Raw genomic sequence first — 19,668 nt, forward strand, 5'->3', positions numbered from 1 at the left:
CGGCACGGCCAAGGCCTCCCTCTCCACCCCGGAGCCGGTGGAGGCGCCGTAGCGAAGATGCGGGTCCTGCCGGCCGGACTCCGCTCGGTGATAGCTCTCGAGCTGTGCCAGGGTCGCCCGGACTTGATCGGCCTGGGGTAGCCGGGGATCCGCTACGGCACGTGCCCGCCTGGGCGGGGGCGGCTGCGTGGTCTCAGCCATCGGGAAGCCTCCCTGCTGCACAGATGTGGGAGCACGGTAACTCAGCACAGATCACCTGGCCAGCGGCGGCGTTTTACAGTCCGGCCCAAAGACCGGTTCCAAGCAGGCCGGTTGAGCGCGCTGGACCTTCGACCATGCGGGGCCCGCCACCCCGCAGGCGCTCCTCACCTCACGGACAGGAACCGCCCACCCATGGCCATCACCTCACTGGCTCTGATCGCCATCCTGGCGGCACCTACCCGCACTCCCGCGACACTCGCCGCCGCGCCCGCGCCCTGCGCCTGCTCCTGCGCCGCTGACCCGCCCTCCGCTGACCACCGCCGCCCCAGCACTACTCCGGGCGGGGGCACGTGAGGTCGATCGATGCGAATATCGGACAGTTGGCTGGCACCGTGACGTATTCGACTGTGTCGTATTCGTCCGAGGGCGCCTGCCCGCCACCGGCGGCACCGAGCGGACGGTGCGGCTGTGGGATACGAGCGGTATCCAACACAGGGAGATCATCCGGCGTGGGAAGCCGCCGGGAGATGGGCGTCCATGAGGCCATGATGACGGATAGCGTTCCGTAGGTGCGGATCGTCTCATTTCCCGAAAGTTCGGCGCCCCGGGTGTTCCGGGAGCAGGGGGTGGCCCTGCACGCATCCGAGCGGCCCGGCTCCTCCTCCGGTCACGAGCGTGGGCGGTGATCGAGCCGTTGCTGCCCCGTCGTCCACGACGTGTCCGGCACCCGGGACGTAAGCGGCTGGATGACCGGCTGGCCTTGCAGGGCATCCTGTTCGTGCTGCACACCGGGATCGCCTGGGAGCATCTGCCGCAAGAGCTGGGCTTCGGGTCGGGCATGACGTGCTGGCGGCGCCTGGACGAATGGAACACGGCCGGGGTGTGGCAGCGGCTGCACGAGGTCCTGCTCGACCGGCTCCGGGCTGTCGATGCCCTGGACATGTCCCGGGCCGCGGTGGACTCCTCCCAGATCAGAGCGTTAAAAGGGGGCCGCAGACCGGACCGTCCCCGGTCGATCGAGGCCGGGCCGGAAGCAAACACCACCTGATCACCGACGCCACCGGCATCCCGCTGGCGGTGATCCTCACCGGCGCCAACCGCAACGACGTCACCCAGCTTCTGCCATTGCTGCACGCCATCCCCAAGATCCGCGGCAAGCGCGGCCGGCCCCGGCAGCGACCCGACGCCGTCCTGGCCGACCGCGGCTATGACCACGACAAGTACCGCCGCCTGGTCCGCGCCCTGCCAGATCCGCCCGCTCATCGCCCGCCGCGGCACCCCGCACGGCTCCGGCCTGGGCAGGCAACGCTGGGTCGCCGAACGGGCTTTCGCTCTGTTACACGCCTTCCGGCGACTACGCATCCGCTGGGAAGTCCGCGCCGACATCCAGGAAGCCTTCCTCACACTGGCCTGCGCCCTCATCTGCTGGCGACGACTCAGCTCATTTTGTTAGGAGCTCTTAGGGACGCTTTCACGGTCGTGCTCGTGGTTGGGCTCACGGCCCGCTCCACGCTGAACCCGTGGTCGTTGAGGGAACCGGGATATCGCAACCCCCATGGGTGTCACGATGGCGATCCGGTCGGGATGTCTGGTGTTCCCCGGACCGCTTCACCCCGCCGGTCTCCGTCGCCGGCGAGAGCGTCGGCAGCAAGCCTGCAGCGGGGCGTTTAGATTGATCCTCATGGACGAGCGCGGCGGGTACGGGACGCGAGACGTCCCAGGCCTGCACGAGGCGGCTGGACACGATCGCCGCCGCGGCGCCAGAGGTAGCGTGCCCGTCAGCCGCCAGTGAGAGGTGCCGCCGGGCATCTTCTTCAACAGACAACGGAGTCGTTGCGTGAGTCTTGTGCCGCCCTATCGGCCGACCGGTGTTCTCTTCGGCGCCGCGTACTACGCCGAGTACCACCTCAGCGACCGGGTCAAGCAGGACCTGGACCTGATGAAGCAGGCCGGGTTCACAGTGATCCGGGTGGGCGAGTCGGTCTGGTCGAGCTGGGAGCCGGAAGAAGGTCGCTTCGAGCTGGAGTGGCTGCTACCGGTGCTGGACAGTGCCTATGAACGCGGCATCAAGGTCATCCTGGGCACGCCCACCTACGCCGTGCCGCCGTGGCTTCAGCAGGCCTACCCCGAGATCGCCGCCGAGCGAGCGACAGGGAATTCGATTCCTTGGGGGGCCCGTCAAGAGGTCGACTACTCGCATCCGGCGTTCCTGTTCCACGCGGAGCGAGTGATCCGCAAGGTGGTGGGCCGCTACGCCGACCACCCGAGCGTCATCGGCTACCAGGTCGACAATGAGCCGGGCCTGGAGCTGTTTCACAACCGCGGGGCGTTCATCCGCTTCGTGCGCCGGCTGAAGGTGCAGTACGGCGATGTGGACACGCTCAACCGGGAGTGGGGCCTGACGTACTGGTCCCACCGGATCGCCGACTGGTCCGAGCTGTGGCGCCCCCACGGCAACAGCCTGCCGCAGTACGACCTGGCCTGGCGGCGGTACCAGTCGGAACTGACCACCGAGTTCATCTCGTGGCAGTCCGACATTGTGCGGGAGTACGCGCACGAGGACCAGTTCGTGACCACCTGCATCAACTACCCGCGCAAGGCGCACGACGACCTGAAGCTCTCCGCAGCGCTCAGCGTGACCGCCGGCAACCCCTACTACTCCATGCAGGACCACCTGGATGTGACCAAGGAACTGGCCCCGCAGACGGAATGGACCACCACGGGCGTCGCCGGATTGTTCCGGCAGGCCGACCGCCTGTTCTCCTCGCGGCAGGAACGCTTCCTGGTCACCGAGACGAACGCGCAGAGCATCGACGGCAGCGCCAACAACCTGCCCCCGTGGCCTGGTCAGCTGCAGCAGGCGGCCTTCGCCCTCATCAGCCGCGGCGCCGCCATGATCGAATACTGGCATTGGCACACCATTCCCTACGGGGCGGAGACCTACTGGGGTGGTGTGCTCCCGCACTCCTTGCAGCCGGGTCGTGTGTACCAGGAAGTGTCCGCCATCGGTGCCGCGCTCAAGAAGATCGGTGACGTCCTGGACGGTTTCGAGCCCGACGGTGACGTGGCATTGCTGTGGTCGAACGACACGCGGTGGGCATTCCAGTTCTTCCCGCCGCTGAGCGTGGCCGGCCGCCCCGACCCGGCATCCTACGAGCGCATCTTCGACGCCTTCCACCGCGGCGTCATCGATGCGGGCGCGCAGGCGCGCATCCTGCACGCCCAGCAGGCCGTCGAACTCGGCGCAGTCGAGCTGGCGAAGCGTTACCCGGTGCTGATCGCACCCGCGTTCTATGTGGCGGCCGACCGCGAGCTTGAACTGCTGCGCGACTATGCGGCAGCCGGCGGGCACCTCATCATCGGCATCCGCACCGGCTACGGCGACCATGAGGCCCGCGCGCGTGTCGATGTCGCCCCCGCGGTCCTGCGAGAGCCCGCCGGAGTGCACTACGAGGAATTCTCCAACATCGATGAGCCGATCCCGGTCGCCGGCCGCGGTGATTTTTCTTCCCCCGCGACCGCGGCGGCCACCTGCTGGATCGACGGCCTCATCCCGGAGGAGGCCGAACCGATCGCCGAATACATCCACCCGCGCTTCGGCGCCTTTCCTGCCGCAGTGACACGTGCCCACGGGTCTGGTCGCATCACCACGGTCGGAACCGTCCCGGACCCGACCCTGTCTGCCGCAGTGATCGCCTGGGCGCTACCGGCGGCGGTCGCCGACGAGCTCGCCCCGTCGCGCGTACTGCCCGTCACGATCTCGTCGGGAACCCTTCCGGACGGCAGACGTGCCTGGTTCCTCTTCAACTGGAGCTGGGACGAGACCTCCGTCACGATCCTCCGGCCCACCACCGACCCGGTGGCCGGCACCGCCCACGAGGCCGGGGCCGCCCTCTCCCTCCCCGCATGGTCCACGCGGTTCCTGCTCGACGGCTGAGTCCGCCCAGGTCAACGATGCTCCGACACCATCACCTACGCTGAAAGCGACAAAGCGAGCAACGGCATTCGCAGCGAGCGTGGCGGTTACCGCGCTGGCCCCCGCCGGCTGCTCTTCCTCGGATAACGGCGGCAGTCCTGCTCCCAGCAGCAGCAAGGCCAGCCAGGCCGAGATCGACAAGGCGATGAACACACCGACGACGCTCACCTTCTGGACCTGGGTGTCGAACGTCGACGACGAGGTCAAGCTGTTCGAGCAGAAGTACCCGAAGATCAAGGTCAACATCGAGAACGTCGGCCAGGGCCTGGACTAGTACCAGAAGCTGCGCATCGCGCTGAAGTCCGGAAACGGCGCTCCGGAGGTGGCGCAGGTCGAGTACCGCGACCAGACGCCCCCTTCCCTACTTCGTGATGAGCGGCCTGCCGAAGTGATGGAAAATTGTCGGCGGGCCGTTCTACTCTTCGGAGGCAGCGGCGGTTTGTGCCCGTCCGCTTCCGAACCGCCGGCCCCACGCGCCGGGCGGTGATGGGGACAAGGAGCAGAGCTCCACGCGAGTGATTGACGACTTCGCTCCGCTTCTCTGCACCCGTCAAGCGGGTTGGCATACTCGACTCCATGAGTTCCAGGTACGAGTCTGTGGTGTGCGACCTCATCCCACCTGGCGCGTGCCCGGGTCGCCCAGTCGCAGCGGCTGGCCGACAAGAGCGAGGACCTTCTGGACACCAGCCCCACCAGCGCGCAACTGCTCGCGGTGGCCGCCTGGCGGCTCCCGCCGACGGCCGAGGCCCGGCACGCCATGCTCACGGTGCTGGCAGGTCCGGCGCGGTCCTCGTTCCCGACCGGGGTACCGACCTACATCGAAACGCTCGTCCACAGCCCGGACGGCCGGACGCTGGCACCATCAGGGCCACCGAGCGAAAGGTCCAGCTGGGGGACGTCCAGGGCCGGCGCCTGCTCGGAGAACTGAGCACCGGGTGCCCGAGCGAGGTGAACTCCCTCGCCTTCAGCCCGGACGGCCGCACGCTCGCCACCGGCGGCTACGACGGCGCAGTTCGCCTGTGGGATACCGCTGCGCGGCGTCCGATCGGCGCGCCCTTCGAAGGCGGCGCCGCACTAGGCTTCACCGCCGTAGCGTTCAGCCCGAACGGTCGCACACTCGCCGGAGCCGGCGGCGACACGATCCACTTCTGGGACACCACGACGTGCTGCCGCCAGGGTGACCCGCTCGTCGACACCGGCACTTCCTGGATCGGCGAGATGGCCTTCAGCGCCGACGGCCGCAGGCTGGTCGGCGTCAACTCCGATAACAGGATCGGCTTGTGGCCACCCCCGCTGAGAGCCATCACCTTCGCGTACGTGCTCTCGTAGTTGATGGGTGAGCCGATGGCTCGCCGTGCTTCGACGTCCCGCGGCCGCCAGTGCGCGGGTGGGGATGTCCACGCGATCTCCTGCACGAACCTGGCTTGATGATCAGCCCGTGGATTGACAGTTCTTCGCGCAGGGCCTCCTGCACTGCTGCGGTGTCGCTGTCGTCGTGCAGGGTGAGGGAATAGCTGGCGCGTGCCGTATCACTGCCGCCTCCGCCGCCTACTGTGACCTGGTAGGAGGCGATCTCCCTGTGGCCGGTAAGGATCTTCTCGGCCTGCTTGGCCGTCTCCGGCGTCCGTCAGTAGAGGGTGATGTCATCGAGTTCGATGGCCACGACGACGGGCTCGGGGAGCTTGCCGCCCTGTTCGTCGGTCAGGTGCACCGAGCGGCGGGTGGGGAAGACGAAGCCGTCGAAGGTGCGGTGACCCCAGCTGTAGTGAGCCGAGTCCCGTCCGTCCTCGCCGAACACGTCGGGGTGGTAGTCGTGTCGGCGGATCAGGCCGTCGGCGTCGACGTAGTAGGTCTGCGTCCGGGTGTGCGTGGCCAGGCCGTCGGGGAAGGTGACCCGCAGGCGGCGCCAGGTCTCGCCGTCCTCGTGCCAGGGGGAGAGCTCCTCGAACCGGAAGCCGGGCAGCGTGAACAGGAACGGTTGGGTGAGGTAGTTCCACATCGCGTAGCCGGTGAAGTACGCCGTGTGCAGACGGTCCCAGGGCGTCTGGAGGGTGTGACCCTCGAAGGCGTCCAAGGGGTCGAGGCGCTCGGCCACGACTCCGCCGCCCACGGTCTCCACGGCGACGCGGTCCGGGGTGAACGAGCTGCGCAACCCCTCGCCACCGAAGGGGCTGTGGCTGGCGAACTGGCGGTGCAGCTCGATCGAGGCGGTGTAGTGGGTCAGGACGCCGTCCTGACCCTTGATGTCCCACAGCGCACCGCCGTTGACCACCCGCGCGGTCAACCGGCTCAGTGACCGCCAGCGATCGAGGTCGCCGTGGGCGGCGATGACGATGTCCTTCAGATCAGACATGAGTGCTCTCCTCTGTGCCGGCCTAATACGTATGACCGGTCATCTCATAATGGGTGTACGGGTCTCCCCGCTGACCTTCCCGGCCGCTCAGCGCAGCAGCTGGGCCACCATCCGCTCGAACGTCCGGAGAGGCTCGGCGGACGAGGTCGTCTTGGAGCGCACCGCGCCGCCTTCCCAGGCGCTGACGATGAAGGTGGCCAGGTCGCGAGAGTCGAGCGCGGTCGTGTAGTCGCCCGCGGCCTTGGCCTCCTCGATGGCGGTCGCGAGCGACGCGCTCCAGCGATCGAGGTGCGCTCCGATGGCGGCGGCGACCGCTTCGCTGTGTGCCGGGACCTCGCCGGCGAGGTTGGCCATCATGCAGCCCCGCTCGGCGGCCACTTCCAGGCCGGAGGCGATGAGGGCCGTCAAGTGCCGGTCGACGCGCTCGCGGGCCGTGCCCGTCGTTCGATCCTCCAGGGCGGCGAGACCGAACCCCTCGCCATAGCGGCGCACCGCCTCGACGGCGAGCTCTTCCTTGCTGGAGTAGTGGTTGTAGAAGGTGCCCTTCGGGGCGCCGGCCGCCGTCACCAGGTCCTGGACGCTCGTGCCGTTGTAGCCCTTGCGGTGGAACTGGTCGATGGCGGCATCGGCGATACGCTGCTTGGTGTCGCGTGACGTGGCGTTCTTCGTGCGTGGCATGTGCTCTCCCTGAATCAACTATGACCGGTCGTCTCGTTATTGTCAAAGCGACGTGTATGCCGAAATGTCTGGTTCGGAACCGGGGTGCCGTAACCCGTGAGCTCACGGCCAGACAAGTATCGGTGGCCAGGAGTAGGATCCGGTGATCGGCTAGTCGCGTACCGCCGTTCCCCGAGCTCTTAGCGTCCACGTCGCTTGGGGGGCGATGAGGTCATGGTCTTTCGGGGCCCGCGCTGCAGCACCCATCCCGTCCGGTGATGTATGCCCATCCGGTGGCGGCGTCGGCGCGGCCCTGCGCCGGAAGGTCGCCTCCGCTGGACAGCCGTCGGTGCCCAGACCGCGGGTCTTTCGGGCCGCGCTAGAGAGGGCCGATCTCCACCCAGCCGGGAACCTACGCGGCTCATCTCTACACCGGTGTCCCTATGTCTGGACACCGTTGGGGAGACCGCCGGGGAACGGTGAGGCCGTCTACGGGTCAGTCGGTACCGACGTCTTCGCCGCAGCGGAAGGCCGGGGCATCTTCATCCGCGATTGGAGCTACAACACCTGGGTTCGCGTCGACGCGCCCGGCCTGGGATTCGACGACGGGGTGATGGTGATCGGAGACCTGGGGGTCTTCGCCACCACCGGAAACAACCTAGGAGACCTGTACCAATACATGTACACACCGGGTGTCTGGCAGAGGATCGGTCAAGCCGGTTTGGACTATGTCGTCACCGGTCGCACCCTCTATCGCCAGAACCACAACGACGAGATCTACAACTACTCCGGGACGTCCAATGTCTGGACGAAGATCCACAATAGGCTTGTGTTGAGAGGCGGTCGAGCAGGCGCTCCGAGATCAGGGCTCCTACCTGCCGTGATGGACGAACGCCGCCCACAGCGCGGGCGAGGCCGGGTTGGTCTCGGGGATTCAGGGCGAGCGCTTCGCGTCCCGTCGCGGCGGATCGTCGAGAAGATCTGTTCTCCTGGCCAGTCTCACGATATGTATGTGCGGTGGTATTGGGGAGATTGATCTGGTGGGCGATGTCCCGCAGCGAGCGCAGGAGTGGTGTCGGGGTAGGGGACGTCTGGTACGACCCGCCCTTGACCGAAGCTCTCGAGCGGGTGAGCGAGGGCAACCTCGACCTCGGCCTGAGGCTCATCAAGCAGGCGCGTGGCCGTAACGATCTGCGGGCTCTGCGGATCTCGCGGCTCGGTGAGGCCGTCGGGAGACACCTCGACGTCCTGGCCGGCAAGTTCGGCGACGACCCCGACGCGCTGCTCTGGCTGGGGAGTGCCCGCGTCAGCCTCGCATGGGAGATCAGAGGCGGCGGTTACGCGAAGTACGTCACCCAAGACGCCTTCCGGGGTTTCCGCGAGGTCCTGGAAACAGCGGCCGAACCGCTGTTCCACGCCGCGGACCTGGTCCCGGACGACCCGGTGCCGTGGCAGTGCCTCCAGTGGTTCGGGCTCGGCATGAGCCTGCCCCGCCCCGAACTCGACCGGTTCTGGGCGGAGACCGAAGCCAGGGATCCCGGGCTGTGGGCGGGCCGCCACGCCCGTCTCCAAACCCTGTGCGAGAAGTGGCGCGGCTCGAACGAGGAGGCTTACGAGTTCGCCAAGGAGACCGCCCTGACGGCCGAGACGGGTAACCCCGTCGTCGCGATGCTGCCCCTGGCCCACTTCGAGATCGCCGAACGCCGGATGCTGGCCGACGACGGACAGCACGACCACGAACTGATCGTGAAGAGCCATTTCAGCCGCGCCGAAGTACGGCAGGAACTGGCCGAGACCACCGACCGGTGGATGAGCGCGCCCCACGACCACCCGATGACGACCGAGGCCCGCCACCTGTTCGGGGCCGCCTTCTACTACGGCGGCGACCACGACCGCGCCCGGCGCATCATGACCGACCTGCCGATGCGCATCCCGGAATGGCTACCGTGGGGCTCGGCCTCGGTCCTGCCCCGGCGCACCTACCTCAAGGTGAGACGCGAACTAGGGGTGTAGCCGTCAGCGGGCCCTCGCGGGTAAGGAGTACGCGGCGTCTGTCGGGCTCGACCCGGGCGGCCCAGACCGTGAGCTGGTCGCCGATGAGATTTGACCCACCGCTCCCCTTCTGGTGGCTCCGAGCCGGATGCCGTCTACTTTCACCGATTCTGTAGATCAGCCACGCCAGACAGGGGCGGGCTCGTGTACGCGTCTCACGTGAGCGCCGAGAAGAGGGTAGGGATCCGGTACTGGCGACTACCACGAGGCATTGACGACATGGACGGCATGGGGGCCGCACTGCGGGGTATTCGGCGGCGTGCCGAGCAGACGCCGCCGTCGCGGGAGCGGTTCGTCGATCTACTGCGAGGAATCTCCATCGTCGCGGTGATCCTCGGTCACTGGCTGGTGACGGTGGTCGGCTACGACGAGGACGGCGAGCTGATCGCCCGGTCGGCGCTGCCAGACCTGCCATGGGCGTTCCCCCTCACCTGGGTGCTGCAGGTCATGCCCGTGTTCTTCTTCGTCGGCGGGTACGCCAACGCGATATCGCTGGCCGCAGCACGCGGGCGAGGCGCGAATGCGACAGAATGGCTGCTCAACCGGGGTGGCCGGTTGATCCGCCCGACCACCACCCTGGTGCTGGTCATGACCGGTGGCGCGCTGATCGCCCGCCTGTTCGACGTCGACCACGCCCGGATTCGCCTGGCGGTGTGGTTCGCCTCGATTCCGCTGTGGTTCCTGGTGGCGTACTTGGTGGTGGTGGTGCTGACCCCGGCCATGTACGCCCTGCACCGCCGGTACGGCCTGGCGGTCCCGGTGGTTCTGGTCGGTCTCGTCGCCGCCGGGGACCTTGCCCGCCTTCTCGGCGAGCCGTTCTACGGCAACGGCAACTACCTGTTCGGGTGGCTGGCCATCCATCAGATGGGCTTCGCCTGGCGTGACGGGCGGCTGACGAACCGCATGCGCATCGCGCTGCCCCTCGTGCTCGGCGGGTTCGGCGCGTTGTTCCTGCTCACGGTCGCGGGCCCGTACCCGGTCAGCATGATCGATATACCGGGCGAGCGGCTGGACAACATGTCGCCTCCCAGCCTGGCCCTGCTCGCGGTGGCCGCCGTCCAGCTAGGGATGGCGCTGCTGGTGCGTGATCGGGCCGAGCGGTGGCTGCGGCATTCGCGCGCATGGCTGGCGGTGATCGCCGTCAACGCGGTGATCTTGACGATCTACCTGTGGCACATCACCGCTGCGATCCTGATCTTGACGGCACTGCACTTCGCGGGCCTCCTGTCCGCTCCCGGTGTCGGCTCGGCGGCCTGGTACGCCTGGCGGATCCCCTACCTGATCATGTTCAGCCTCATGCTCGCGCTACTGGTCGCGATCTTCGGACCGATCGAGGTCCGCGACACCCTCCGGCGTAACCGGCTTCCCGGCCGGATTCCGCTCCGCCTGGCGCGAGCAGCGAGCCGCCCCGCCCCACGCCTGGCACTGGCCGTGGCCGGCTTCGCCGGGGTCACGTGCGGCATCCTCGGCAACAGCTTGCTGTCCAGCACGAGCCCGACCCTCTTCGGGTGGCCGACGCCAGCACTGATCGCCTACCTCGCCGGCGCGGCGGCACTGCGCTTCCTCCGAGCGACACCACCGGACACGAGCCCCCACCCGGGATGACCGCCGAACACCTCGGGCCTGCGCCCCTTCCGAGATCCCGGCGACGCTGCCGCCTGAGGTCGTCACCGCCGGTCCATGACTCGGCAGGCCCCACCCTGCCGCGCTCGGATCGGTGGATGTCTCACCGCGGCTGTTTCCCGTTGCGCTTCACACCGCCCCCGGCGTCGGCGGCTCGGCGAAGGACCCACCTTTTTCCTCGCCACCGTCAAGGGGCCTTCCTTGCGTATGACCAAGTCGCCTTAGATCTTTGAGCTCGGTCGCCGCTTCCCCAGGTGCCGGGAAACCACGGTCAACACGGCCAAGACACCCATCAGGCCTGCCTTCAGCGCTGTTCCCGGCCCTCGCCCACTTTGGCAGCTTTACCCGATGTCAGGAAGTTTGGGCTGGTCATCGAGGTTCCTTGAATCGAAGAGGCAGGAGGCGGGACACCGGGGGGAAGATCGATGGTCAAGCGCAGGCAGTTGTCGTTCCGCGCGCGGAGAACATTCGCCACGGGCGTTTTCATGCTGCTCATTTGTCTGGGACTGGGTCTGCTCTTTCTGATGTACGAGGGCGGCAAGGAGAGGGACAACGCGCGACAGCGGGGCCTGGCCGCATGGAACAAGGTCGAGCCCCTCATCCAGCAGGAGCGGCTTCCCCCCGTCCTGTCGCACGACCACGACGAGGCGGTCCAAGTGCTGGATCCGCACGGCAGAGTGGCCGCGGCGAGCAGCCAGTTGCTCGGCGATCCGCCGATGGCCACCTTCCGTCCCCCCGACGACGTCATGAACACGACCAGGGTGTTGTGCCCCCCGGCGGGCCTGGACGGGTGCCGGACCGTGGCGTCGATCAGCGTCCACCAGCCGGACGGTGTCTGGTCGTTGTACGTGGCGACTCCGACGGTCCCCTGGTACGGCAGCACCACTGCGGTCTTCCTCGCGATCGGCACGTCGCTGCTGTTGACCGTCGCGGTCACCACCCTGGTGTTCCGGGACATCACCAAGGCCGTGCAGCCAGTCAGCGCGATACAGCGGCAGCTGGCCGACATCACCGCCGCCCACCTCGAACGCAGGGTCCCGGTGCCCGGCGCGTACGACACCTACGAAGAGGTCAAGGTCCTGGCCGAGACGGTGAACGACACCCTCGACCGCCTGGAGGCCGCCTACGAACGCCTGCGGCGCTTCACCTCCGACGCCTCCCACGACCTGCGCAGCCCGATCACCGCCATGCGACTGCAGCTGGACCAGGCCTTCGCCCACCCCGAGGACGCCGACTGGCCGCAGGCCGCCGCGAAGGTCCTGGCGGGCATCGACCGGCTCCAGGCGATCGTCACCGACCTGCTGTCCCTGGCCCGGCTCGACGCGGGTGCCCCCCTCAACGGCGAGCCGACCGACTTGGGTGTGCTCGCCGCGGCGGAACTGGACCAGCGCACCCACGGCGCGGTGATCGTCCGGCATCTCCAGGAGGGCGTGTGCGTCGACTGCGACCAGCTCCGCATCTCCCGGGTCCTGGTCAACCTGCTCGACAACGCCGAACGGCACACCGCCTCCAAGATCACCGTCACCGTGCGCGCCGAGAACGGGACCGCCGTCATGGAGGTGCTGGACGACGGAGACGGCGTCGCCGCCGAGGACCGGGAACGGGTCTTCGAACGCTTCACCCGCCTGGACGCGGCGCGCAGCCAGGACGCCGGAGGGACCGGCCTGGGGTTGGCCATCGCCAGGGAGATCGCCCACGCGCACTCGGGCACGCTGACCATCGAGGACAGCGACCGGGGCGCGCGTTTCGTGCTCCGTCTCCCCCAGTGCCCGGCCACAAGCGAGACCCCCCATCAGGCCATGCCGACCGCCGACACACCAGGTCGCCGGATCTGGCCACGCCGGCTGAGGGCGATCGTCATGAACGACCGGCGCCAAATCCCGCAGCGCACGGTCGATACGGCGCGGCAGCGGCGATGACGCCCTGATCGACGTACAGCGGACGCACGAAGCGGTCAGTCCCACCCCAGGTTCGCGACGCCGGTCCCGCCCACCCGGACTCCGGCCGGTCATCGGCCACCCCCGCCGTGACCGTGATGCTGCCCCGGTCGGGACCGCCCGCCCGACCGGAGCGCTCAGGTGGTCGGCCGGGTGGAACTCGGTTTCCGGCCGGTCGACCAGGCCTCGTTCATGGCAGGCCCGGCGTGGCTCAATCGATGGTGGCCACCAGGGTGATCGACACCAGGATCCCCGGCCTGTCGACGCCGAGCCTGCTGACGCACCTCGGCGGTCGGGCCGGCCAGGAGCTTGAGCCGCTCTTCTGAGATGCTGCCCGGTTCGGCGGTGTAGATGGTGAGGCCGTACACCGTCTGGTTGGACACACGCAGGTCGAGAGACTGGTAGGTCACCTCCAGGTCGCCGACCTGCGGATGCCACAGCTGCTTGCTGCCGTCGTGCCGGACACGCACGTCGTGGACGGCCCACTGACTGCGGAACGCGGTGCTGAGCGTGGACAGCTCACCGACGAGGTCACGCAGCGCCCGGTCATGGGGCGCGCGTCCGGCCTCGGCGCGCAGCAGCGCGGCGCTGATGCCGGCGGCCGCGTCCCAGTCGACGAAGAACCGCCGCGAGCCCGGGTCGAGGAAGACGTAGCGGGCGATGTTGGCGCGGCCGTGCCGTGTGGCGGCAGGGCTGTCGAAGACCGGCGCGAGCAGGGCCCGGGCCAGCGCATTGTGGGTGACGAGGTCCTGGCGGCCGTTGCGTACGAACGCCGCCGACATCGTCATGGAGTCCAGCATCCACTGGACCTGCGGCGGGACCTGGACATCCTTGCGGCGCGAGGGCGCGCGGCGAGCGGGCCGGGCGGCGTGGGCCAGGTCGAACAGGTAGGTGCGTTCGTCCTGGTCCAGGCGCAGGGCCTGGGCGACCGCGTCGAGCACCTCTTCCGATACGCCGCTGATGTGGCCCTTCTCCAGCCGGACGTACCACTCGGTGCTCACCCCGGCCAGCACCGCGACCTCCTCGCGGCGCAGCCCAGGGACCCGACGCCGGCTGCTGGTGGGCAGCCCGACCTGCTCGGGAGTGAGCTTGGCGCGCCGGGTGGCGAGGAAGTCCCGGATCTGGGCGCGGTGGTCGGGCCGGTCGTCCATGCCCTCCACGGTAGCCGCAGGGTTCGCGCAGGTGGCGGCGGTAAGGGGGTTGAGCTTGTCCCCCCTATCAAGGCGCTCTGCCTCGTACGCGGCCAGGCGGGTTTCCTGGGATCAGCAGGGTGGACGCGACCTGCGAACCCTGTCCTCTTGTCGTGGTGATCGGCGTGCCGATCACTGCCGAAGTCCTCACCCCCTGGAGTATGACCATGACCGGCAGAACCGTACTGATCACCGGCGGGACCGGTGGCATCGGCGCTCACACCGCACGATTGCTCCTCGACCGCGGCCACCGCGTGGCCGTCACCGGCCGCGAGGAGACCAGACTCAAGGCCTTTCTCGACGAGACCGGCCGCCCCGACCGGCTGCTCGGCATCATCGCCGACGCCGCCGACTGGCCGGCCACCCAAGCCGCCGTGACGCGCACCGTGGCACACTTCGGCGCCCTGCACGCCGCGGTGGCCAACGCCGGTTTCGTCCCCGCCGATCACCCGCGCACCATCGCCGACGGCGACCCGGAACTGTGGGCGCCCATGGTCCTCACCAACGTCCTCGGCCCCGCTCTGCTGGCCCACGCCGCCCTCCCCCACCTCGAGGCCACGGGCGGACGGCTGGTGCTGATCGGCAGCGTCGCCGGCCTGAAGAACAGCCCCGCCAACCTCTACTCCGCCACCAAGTGGGCCGTCACCGGCATGGCCGAGAACCTGCGGATGTACGCCACCAGCCGCGGTATCGGCGTCACCCTCGTCAACCCCGGCATGACCGACACCGCCTTCTGGCAAGGCGGCGTCCCGCCCTTCGCCCTGTCCCCCGAACCCGTCGCCGAGGCCATCTGCTTCGCCCTCGGGCAGCCGGCCGACGTCGACCTCAACACCCTGACCATCCGGCCGGTCGGCCAGCCCGTCTGAGGCAGATCCGACACCACCGTGAGCAGGCCGTGCAGAAGCGCGTGGCCCTACTGGAACCGGCCGGACGTCGCCTGGTCGCCCTTCGACGACTTCGAACCCCTGGCCGACGGCCTGGTGTGGCGCCCCGAGACCGAATCCGACGCCATCCGCGCACTCGCCCAAACCGTACGAGAGCTCGGCCCACTCCACCTTTGAGCCCCAGATCGCCTCCCCTCGACCACGCTCGCCCATGTCAGCGGCAGCACGCTGTTCATCGTCGGGACGTCCGCCGATGAGTCCGTAAGGATCGAGCTCCAGTTCGGGGATCACCCCAGGGGGCGACCGTGGTCTCGTGCTCGACGAATGTCGCGTCAACCATGGGGGCGAACGGGGTGGCCCGCGCCTGCGACCCGAGCCACGCCTTCGACCCCGGCCTGGCCCGGGGGCGGCCAGCGAGACGGCGGCCGCCGCCAGGACGGTGCGGTCGCCGCGGCTGACCGCCATCGTCTGCATCAGCTGCGCCGACACCAGTGAGACGAGGGCGATCGACGTCATCGCTCACCCGGGCCAGGCTGCCCGCAATTTGCTGTTTCCGCAAAGAGGTTTGCTCGTACGCCGAGACGGAACCACACTCGGCACCCGGGGAGGCCATGAATGGACGAGAGGTTCCGGGACGCGATGTACCGCAGTCACGACCAGGTGTTCAGCGGCGATCCCAACGGGGTGCTCGTCACCGAGGTCGCGGACCTGCGACCGGGTCAGGCGCTCGATGTGGGATGCGGCGAAGGGGCCGACGCGCTCTGGCTGGCCCGGCGCGGCTGGCACGTCACCGCCGTCGACATCTCGCGGACCGCGCTGGACCGCGCCGCCGCGGCGGCCGTCGAGGTCGAGGGCCGCGTGGCGTGGGCGAGGGCCGACCTCACCGTCACCCCGCCGCCGGTGGGCGCGTTCGACCTGGTGTCCGTCCACTACTTCCCGCTTGCGCGCCGGCCGGACCACGCGGCGTTGCGCGGGCTGCTCGACGCCGTCGCGCCCGGTGGCACACTGCTCTTCGTCACCCACGCCCTGGTGGATCTGGTGCGACCGGGATCTCCGCCCCCGGCTTGAGGCATCGAACGCCTTCGCCACTTCCGGCGGCCGTCTCACCGGCGGGCGCGGCACCGACACGATCGCGTCGAAGACGCCGCCCTTCTGAATCATGAAAGTCCACCGGTCGCGTGAGATCGAGGGACCCGGTCATGGCGTCGCCCTGACCAGCGCAGCGATGTCTAGAGTCGGACGACAGGAGGGGCACGGTCGCGGCCCTGGCGAGGGGGTCGTGGTGCGGGCCATTGTCATCGAAGGGTTCGGCGGGCCCGAACACCTCGTTTATGAGGAACTGCCCGAGCCCGACCCGCTGGCTGGGCACGTCGTCATCGAGATCAAGGCCTTCGGCCTCAACCACGCCGAGATGCACATGCGCCGGGGTGAATGGGCCGAGGCGGCGCCGGTGAGCGGCATCGAGTGCGTCGGCTTGGTGAAGTCCTGCCCGGGTGGCGAGTTCCCGATCGGCGCCAAGGTCGCCGCACTCATGGGCGGCCTCGGGCGCACCATCAACGGCAGCTACGCCGAGTACACGCGGGCGCCCGCGTCGAACGTGGCACTGATCGAGTCCGACCTGCCGTGGGAGGTGCTCGCCGCCATCCCCGAGACCTATGCCACGGCGTGGACCTGCCTGTTCCGCAACCTGGAGATCACCCAGGGGCAATTCCTGGTCATCCGGGGCGCGACGTCGTCCTTCGGCCGGGCTGCCGTCGACCTCGCGGTGGAGGCGGGTCTGCGGGTCGTCGGCACCACCCGCGACCGCAGCCGGTTCGCCCTGCTGGAGGATCTGGGTGCGGAGCGGGGGGAGTTGGAGGTGCCGGATCTGTCGCGGCACCTCGCCGAGAGCAAGCAGGTCGACGTGGTGCTCGACCTGGTCGGGAACAGCACCATCCTCGACTCGCTCGACATGTTGCGGCGGGGCGGCCGGGCATGCCTGGCAGGCTGGCTGGGCGGGCTCGACCCGATCGCCGACTTCAACCCGCTGCTGCGGATGGCGAGCGGCGTCTATTTGACGTTCTTCGGCAGCTTCGTGTTCGGCACGCCGGGGTTTCCGTTGTCCGACGTCCCGCTGCAGACGATCGCCGACCAGGTCGCGGCGGGCCGGCTCAGGGCACGGCCGTCCCGCGTGTTCTCCTTCGACGAGGTACGCGAGGCACACCAGGTCATGGAGGCAGGCGAGGCCGGGGGCAAGATGGTGGTCGTCATAGATCCGTGACGCCGCTCGGGGTTGGCCCCGCGCCTGCTGTCGTCCGCCAATCGTGGCACGAGGTCTTGTCCAGAAGTCACAGACCTCCGACCAACCATCACGGCTTTCCGCAGTCGGCCGAAATGGCGTGAGGGTCGTCACGGCCGACCTGGCAGCACCCCGGTGTGGTGCAGGTGCTCGCGGGCGGCGGCGATGGCCTCGGGGGTGGTGGTGCGGACCTGCCCGGCGGCCTCCAGCCGGGCGATCACGCCCAGGGAGTGCAGCGGCTGGTGGTGCCCTTCGCGGATGCCGGACATGTAGACGACGATGCCGCGTCCCTGGAGTCGTTCGATCGCGTCGGCCAGCACGAGTGCGCCGGTGGCATCGATGGTGGTGACCCGGGACATGCGCAGGATGACGACCGAGACGTCGGCGACCTTCGACAGTTGCAGCAGGAAGCGGTGGGCGGCGGCGAAGACCAGCGGCCCGTCCAGCCGATAGGCGACGATGTGCTCGGCGAGCAGGGCGTGCTCCTCCCCGGTGTGGTCTTCCGGCAGATCCGGCCTAAGCGGCATGGCCTCCAGTCGCACGTTGCGGGCCACCGCGCGCAGCGCCAGCGCGCCGGCCACGATCAGGCCGAGAATCACGGCCTGCGTCAGATCCAGGGCGAGTGTCGCGATCGCGGTCAGCCCAAGCACCAGCGCGTCGGCTCGGGTGGAGCGCATCATGGCGGCGACGGATCCCACCTCGATCATCCGGACGGCAGTGGCCAGCAGCACCCCGGCCAGGGCCGCCAGCGGAATCCGGGCGACCAGGTCCGCGGCGGTGAAGACGATCACCGCCAGCACGGCCGCGTGCGTCAGGGCTGCCAGCCGGGAGGAGGCCCCGGAGCGGACGTTGACCGCGGTGCGGGCGATCGCGCCGGTCGCCGGGACCCCGCCGAACAGCGGTGCGGCCAGGTTGGCCAGTCCTTGGCCGAAGAGTTCGCGGTCGGGGTCGTGCCGGTGCCGGACGCTCATGCTGTCGGCGACGGCGGCCGACAACAGGGATTCCAAGGCCGCCAGCGCGGCGACGGCGACGGCCGGGGCGATGAGGGAGCCGAGCGCGCCGGCGTCGAGGAAGCTCAGCGATGGGACGGGCAACCCGGCGGGTAGTGCTCCGATCCGGCTCACGTTCAACTCGGCCAGTTCGGCGATGACGGTGGTCGCCGCCACCGCGATCAGGGAGAAGGGCACGGTCGGCCGCCATCGGCTGCCGGCCAGCATGAGCGCCGCCACCCCCGCCGCGATGACCGGTGCCTGCCAGCCCGGTTCCGCCAGGAAGTCGTGGACCGCCTGCCAGGCCACCACGACGACCTTCTCGCCGTTGCCGGGACTTACGCCGAGCGCCGCGGGAATCTGCTGGAGGCCGATCACACAGGCGATGCCAACGGTGAAGCCCTCGACCACCGGGGCCGGTACGAGCGCCATGTACTTACCGGCCCGGGCCAGCGCCAAGGCCAGCAGGATGAGCCCGGCCAGTACGCCGACCATCAGCACCCCGGACGCGCCGTGCGCGTGCATGATCGGGACCAGCACCACCGTCATCGCCCCGGTCGGGCCCGACACCTGAAGCGCCGATCCGCCGAAGAAGGCGGCCACCGCGCCGGCGACCACCGCAGTGGCCAATCCGGCCGCCGCCCCCAGCCCCGAGGAGATGCCGAATCCGAGTGCCAGTGGAAGCGCGACGATCGCCACGGTCAGGCCCGCCAGCAGGTCCCTGCGCGGATGACGCCCCATCGCCGCCACCTGGGCGCGTTCGGGCAGAACCGATGCCACGCGTGCCCAGGCCGCCGTGATCCGGCTGTTCACCCGCTTGTCTCGGCCTTCTCGCCCCGCAACTCGATCAGCAGTTCGTTCTGGCCTGACAGCTTCTCGGTCAGCAACTCGCGGGCGGCCCGCAACAGCCCCGCCACCTGCCCTCCGGCCAGCGCGTACACCATGCTGGTTCCTTCTCGCTGAGCGCTCACCAGACCGGAGCGGCGCAGCACCGCCAGGTGCTGGGACAGTCCGGTCGGCTCGACCTCGATCGCCGCGAGCAGATCCCGCACCGGCGTCGGCCCGTCCTGGAGCAGTTCCAGGACACGGATTCGCACAGGGTGGCCCAGCAGCCGGAACAGTTCCGCCTTCGCCTGATAGAGCGGCACCGACATCACGCCTTCACCCCCTCGTCCTCGCCACCGTCGTCTTCGGGGAGGACCACGGAATGCGCGCGCGCCAGGCGTCGCAGGTCTTCCCACTCTTCCTCCGCCACCAGAACCGCATGGGCGTCGCCACTCCGGTGGGCGGCTCTCAGCGCCTGCCGGGCCGCGCGGGCCCGCTCCCGGATGGTGGCGGCGACTGCCGTGGTCACCGCATCCCTCCCTCTGTCACACATGTGAGGTATTGCGAATGTTCGCAATAACGATAGTTTACTGATTCGTATGCGTGTGCGGACAAGGGCCCTGCCGGCGCTGTCCAGCGAGGTGAAGACCTTGCCGCAGACGATCACGGCAGATCCATCCCGGATCCGCCATCTCCATGGTGA

Annotated in this window: 15 protein-coding genes and 2 pseudogenes; 11 read left to right on the forward strand and 6 right to left on the reverse strand. The window is 69.0% G+C overall.

From position 1 onward, the window contains the following. Nucleotides 1–841 precede the first annotated feature (841 nt). From FDA94_RS01045 to FDA94_RS40965, 4 genes and pseudogenes are all read left to right on the forward strand, one after another. Nucleotides 842–1,654: pseudogene (locus FDA94_RS01045) on the forward strand (IS5 family transposase). A 384-nt stretch (nt 1,655–2,038) separates the two neighbouring features. After that, a complete protein-coding gene (locus FDA94_RS01050; RefSeq protein WP_212735094.1) occupies nt 2,039–4,138 on the forward strand; it encodes a beta-galactosidase in 2,100 nt (699 codons plus the stop codon). A 79-nt stretch (nt 4,139–4,217) separates the two neighbouring features. Further along, nucleotides 4,218–4,451, forward strand: a complete 234-nt coding sequence (locus tag FDA94_RS01055; protein ID WP_137245101.1) for a hypothetical protein — start codon at nt 4,218–4,220, stop codon at nt 4,449–4,451. 302 nt (nt 4,452–4,753) lie between these two features. Continuing rightward, nucleotides 4,754–5,506, forward strand: a complete 753-nt coding sequence (locus FDA94_RS40965; protein ID WP_137245102.1) for a WD40 repeat domain-containing protein — start codon at nt 4,754–4,756, stop codon at nt 5,504–5,506. A gap of 298 nt (nt 5,507–5,804) precedes the next feature. Here the strand turns inward: FDA94_RS40965 and FDA94_RS01065 are convergent, their stop codons facing one another. Both FDA94_RS01065 and FDA94_RS01070 read right to left on the reverse strand, forming a co-directional pair. Then, a complete protein-coding gene (locus FDA94_RS01065) occupies nt 5,805–6,530 on the reverse strand; it encodes a hypothetical protein (RefSeq protein ID WP_137245103.1) in 726 nt (241 codons plus the stop codon). An 87-nt stretch (nt 6,531–6,617) separates the two neighbouring features. Further along, on the reverse strand, nt 6,618–7,208 hold the full coding sequence (locus tag FDA94_RS01070; protein WP_137245104.1) for a TetR/AcrR family transcriptional regulator: 591 nt from the start codon (nt 7,206–7,208) through the stop codon (nt 6,618–6,620). Nucleotides 7,209–8,294: 1,086 nt separating this feature from the next. Between FDA94_RS01070 and FDA94_RS01075 the strand changes: the two genes are divergently transcribed. The 3 genes from FDA94_RS01075 to FDA94_RS01085 all read left to right on the forward strand — a co-directional run bounded on the left by FDA94_RS01075 (nt 8,295) and on the right by FDA94_RS01085 (nt 12,781). Further along, nucleotides 8,295–9,200: a hypothetical protein gene (locus FDA94_RS01075; RefSeq protein ID WP_137245105.1), complete on the forward strand. Its 906-nt coding sequence runs from the start codon at nt 8,295–8,297 to the stop codon at nt 9,198–9,200. A gap of 258 nt (nt 9,201–9,458) precedes the next feature. After that, nucleotides 9,459–10,844, forward strand: coding sequence for an acyltransferase family protein (locus FDA94_RS01080; RefSeq protein ID WP_246059439.1), 1,386 nt, complete (start codon nt 9,459–9,461; stop codon nt 10,842–10,844). A gap of 503 nt (nt 10,845–11,347) precedes the next feature. Further along, nucleotides 11,348–12,781 carry a sensor histidine kinase gene (locus FDA94_RS01085; protein ID WP_246059440.1) on the forward strand — a complete coding sequence of 478 codons (1,434 nt, stop codon included), beginning with the start codon at nt 11,348–11,350 and terminating at the stop codon, nt 12,779–12,781. 155 nt (nt 12,782–12,936) lie between these two features. On the opposite strand, the gene FDA94_RS01090 is transcribed toward FDA94_RS01085, so the two are convergent. After that, nucleotides 12,937–13,950, reverse strand: coding sequence for a helix-turn-helix transcriptional regulator (locus FDA94_RS01090; protein ID WP_246059441.1), 1,014 nt, complete (start codon nt 13,948–13,950; stop codon nt 12,937–12,939). A 206-nt stretch (nt 13,951–14,156) separates the two neighbouring features. Here FDA94_RS01090 and FDA94_RS01095 point away from each other — a divergent pair, with 206 nt between their 5' ends. From FDA94_RS01095 to FDA94_RS01105, 4 genes and pseudogenes are all read left to right on the forward strand, one after another. Further along, nucleotides 14,157–14,855: an SDR family oxidoreductase gene (locus FDA94_RS01095; protein ID WP_137245107.1), complete on the forward strand. Its 699-nt coding sequence runs from the start codon at nt 14,157–14,159 to the stop codon at nt 14,853–14,855. An 18-nt stretch (nt 14,856–14,873) separates the two neighbouring features. Further along, nucleotides 14,874–15,050, forward strand: coding sequence for a hypothetical protein (locus FDA94_RS38935; RefSeq protein WP_170990724.1), 177 nt, complete (start codon nt 14,874–14,876; stop codon nt 15,048–15,050). Nucleotides 15,051–15,488: 438 nt separating this feature from the next. Then, nucleotides 15,489–15,911: pseudogene (locus FDA94_RS01100) on the forward strand (class I SAM-dependent methyltransferase); the annotation flags it as partial. A gap of 244 nt (nt 15,912–16,155) precedes the next feature. Continuing rightward, entirely contained in the window at nt 16,156–17,133 is a 978-nt protein-coding gene (locus tag FDA94_RS01105) for a zinc-binding alcohol dehydrogenase family protein (protein WP_137245109.1), read from the forward strand. A 128-nt stretch (nt 17,134–17,261) separates the two neighbouring features. On the opposite strand, the gene FDA94_RS01110 is transcribed toward FDA94_RS01105, so the two are convergent. From FDA94_RS01110 to FDA94_RS01120, 3 genes are all read right to left on the reverse strand, one after another. Then, entirely contained in the window at nt 17,262–18,881 is a 1,620-nt protein-coding gene (locus tag FDA94_RS01110) for a SulP family inorganic anion transporter (RefSeq protein ID WP_137245430.1), read from the reverse strand. A gap of 68 nt (nt 18,882–18,949) precedes the next feature. After that, nucleotides 18,950–19,294: an ArsR/SmtB family transcription factor gene (locus FDA94_RS01115; RefSeq protein ID WP_137245110.1), complete on the reverse strand. Its 345-nt coding sequence runs from the start codon at nt 19,292–19,294 to the stop codon at nt 18,950–18,952. Further along, a complete protein-coding gene (locus FDA94_RS01120; protein ID WP_212735097.1) occupies nt 19,294–19,494 on the reverse strand; it encodes a hypothetical protein in 201 nt (66 codons plus the stop codon). Before FDA94_RS01120 ends, FDA94_RS01115 begins: the two co-directional genes overlap by 1 nt. Between the last annotated feature and the right edge of the window lie 174 nt (nt 19,495–19,668).

Source organism: Herbidospora galbida (assembly GCF_005233835.1).
GTDB lineage: Bacteria > Actinomycetota > Actinomycetes > Streptosporangiales > Streptosporangiaceae > Herbidospora > Herbidospora galbida.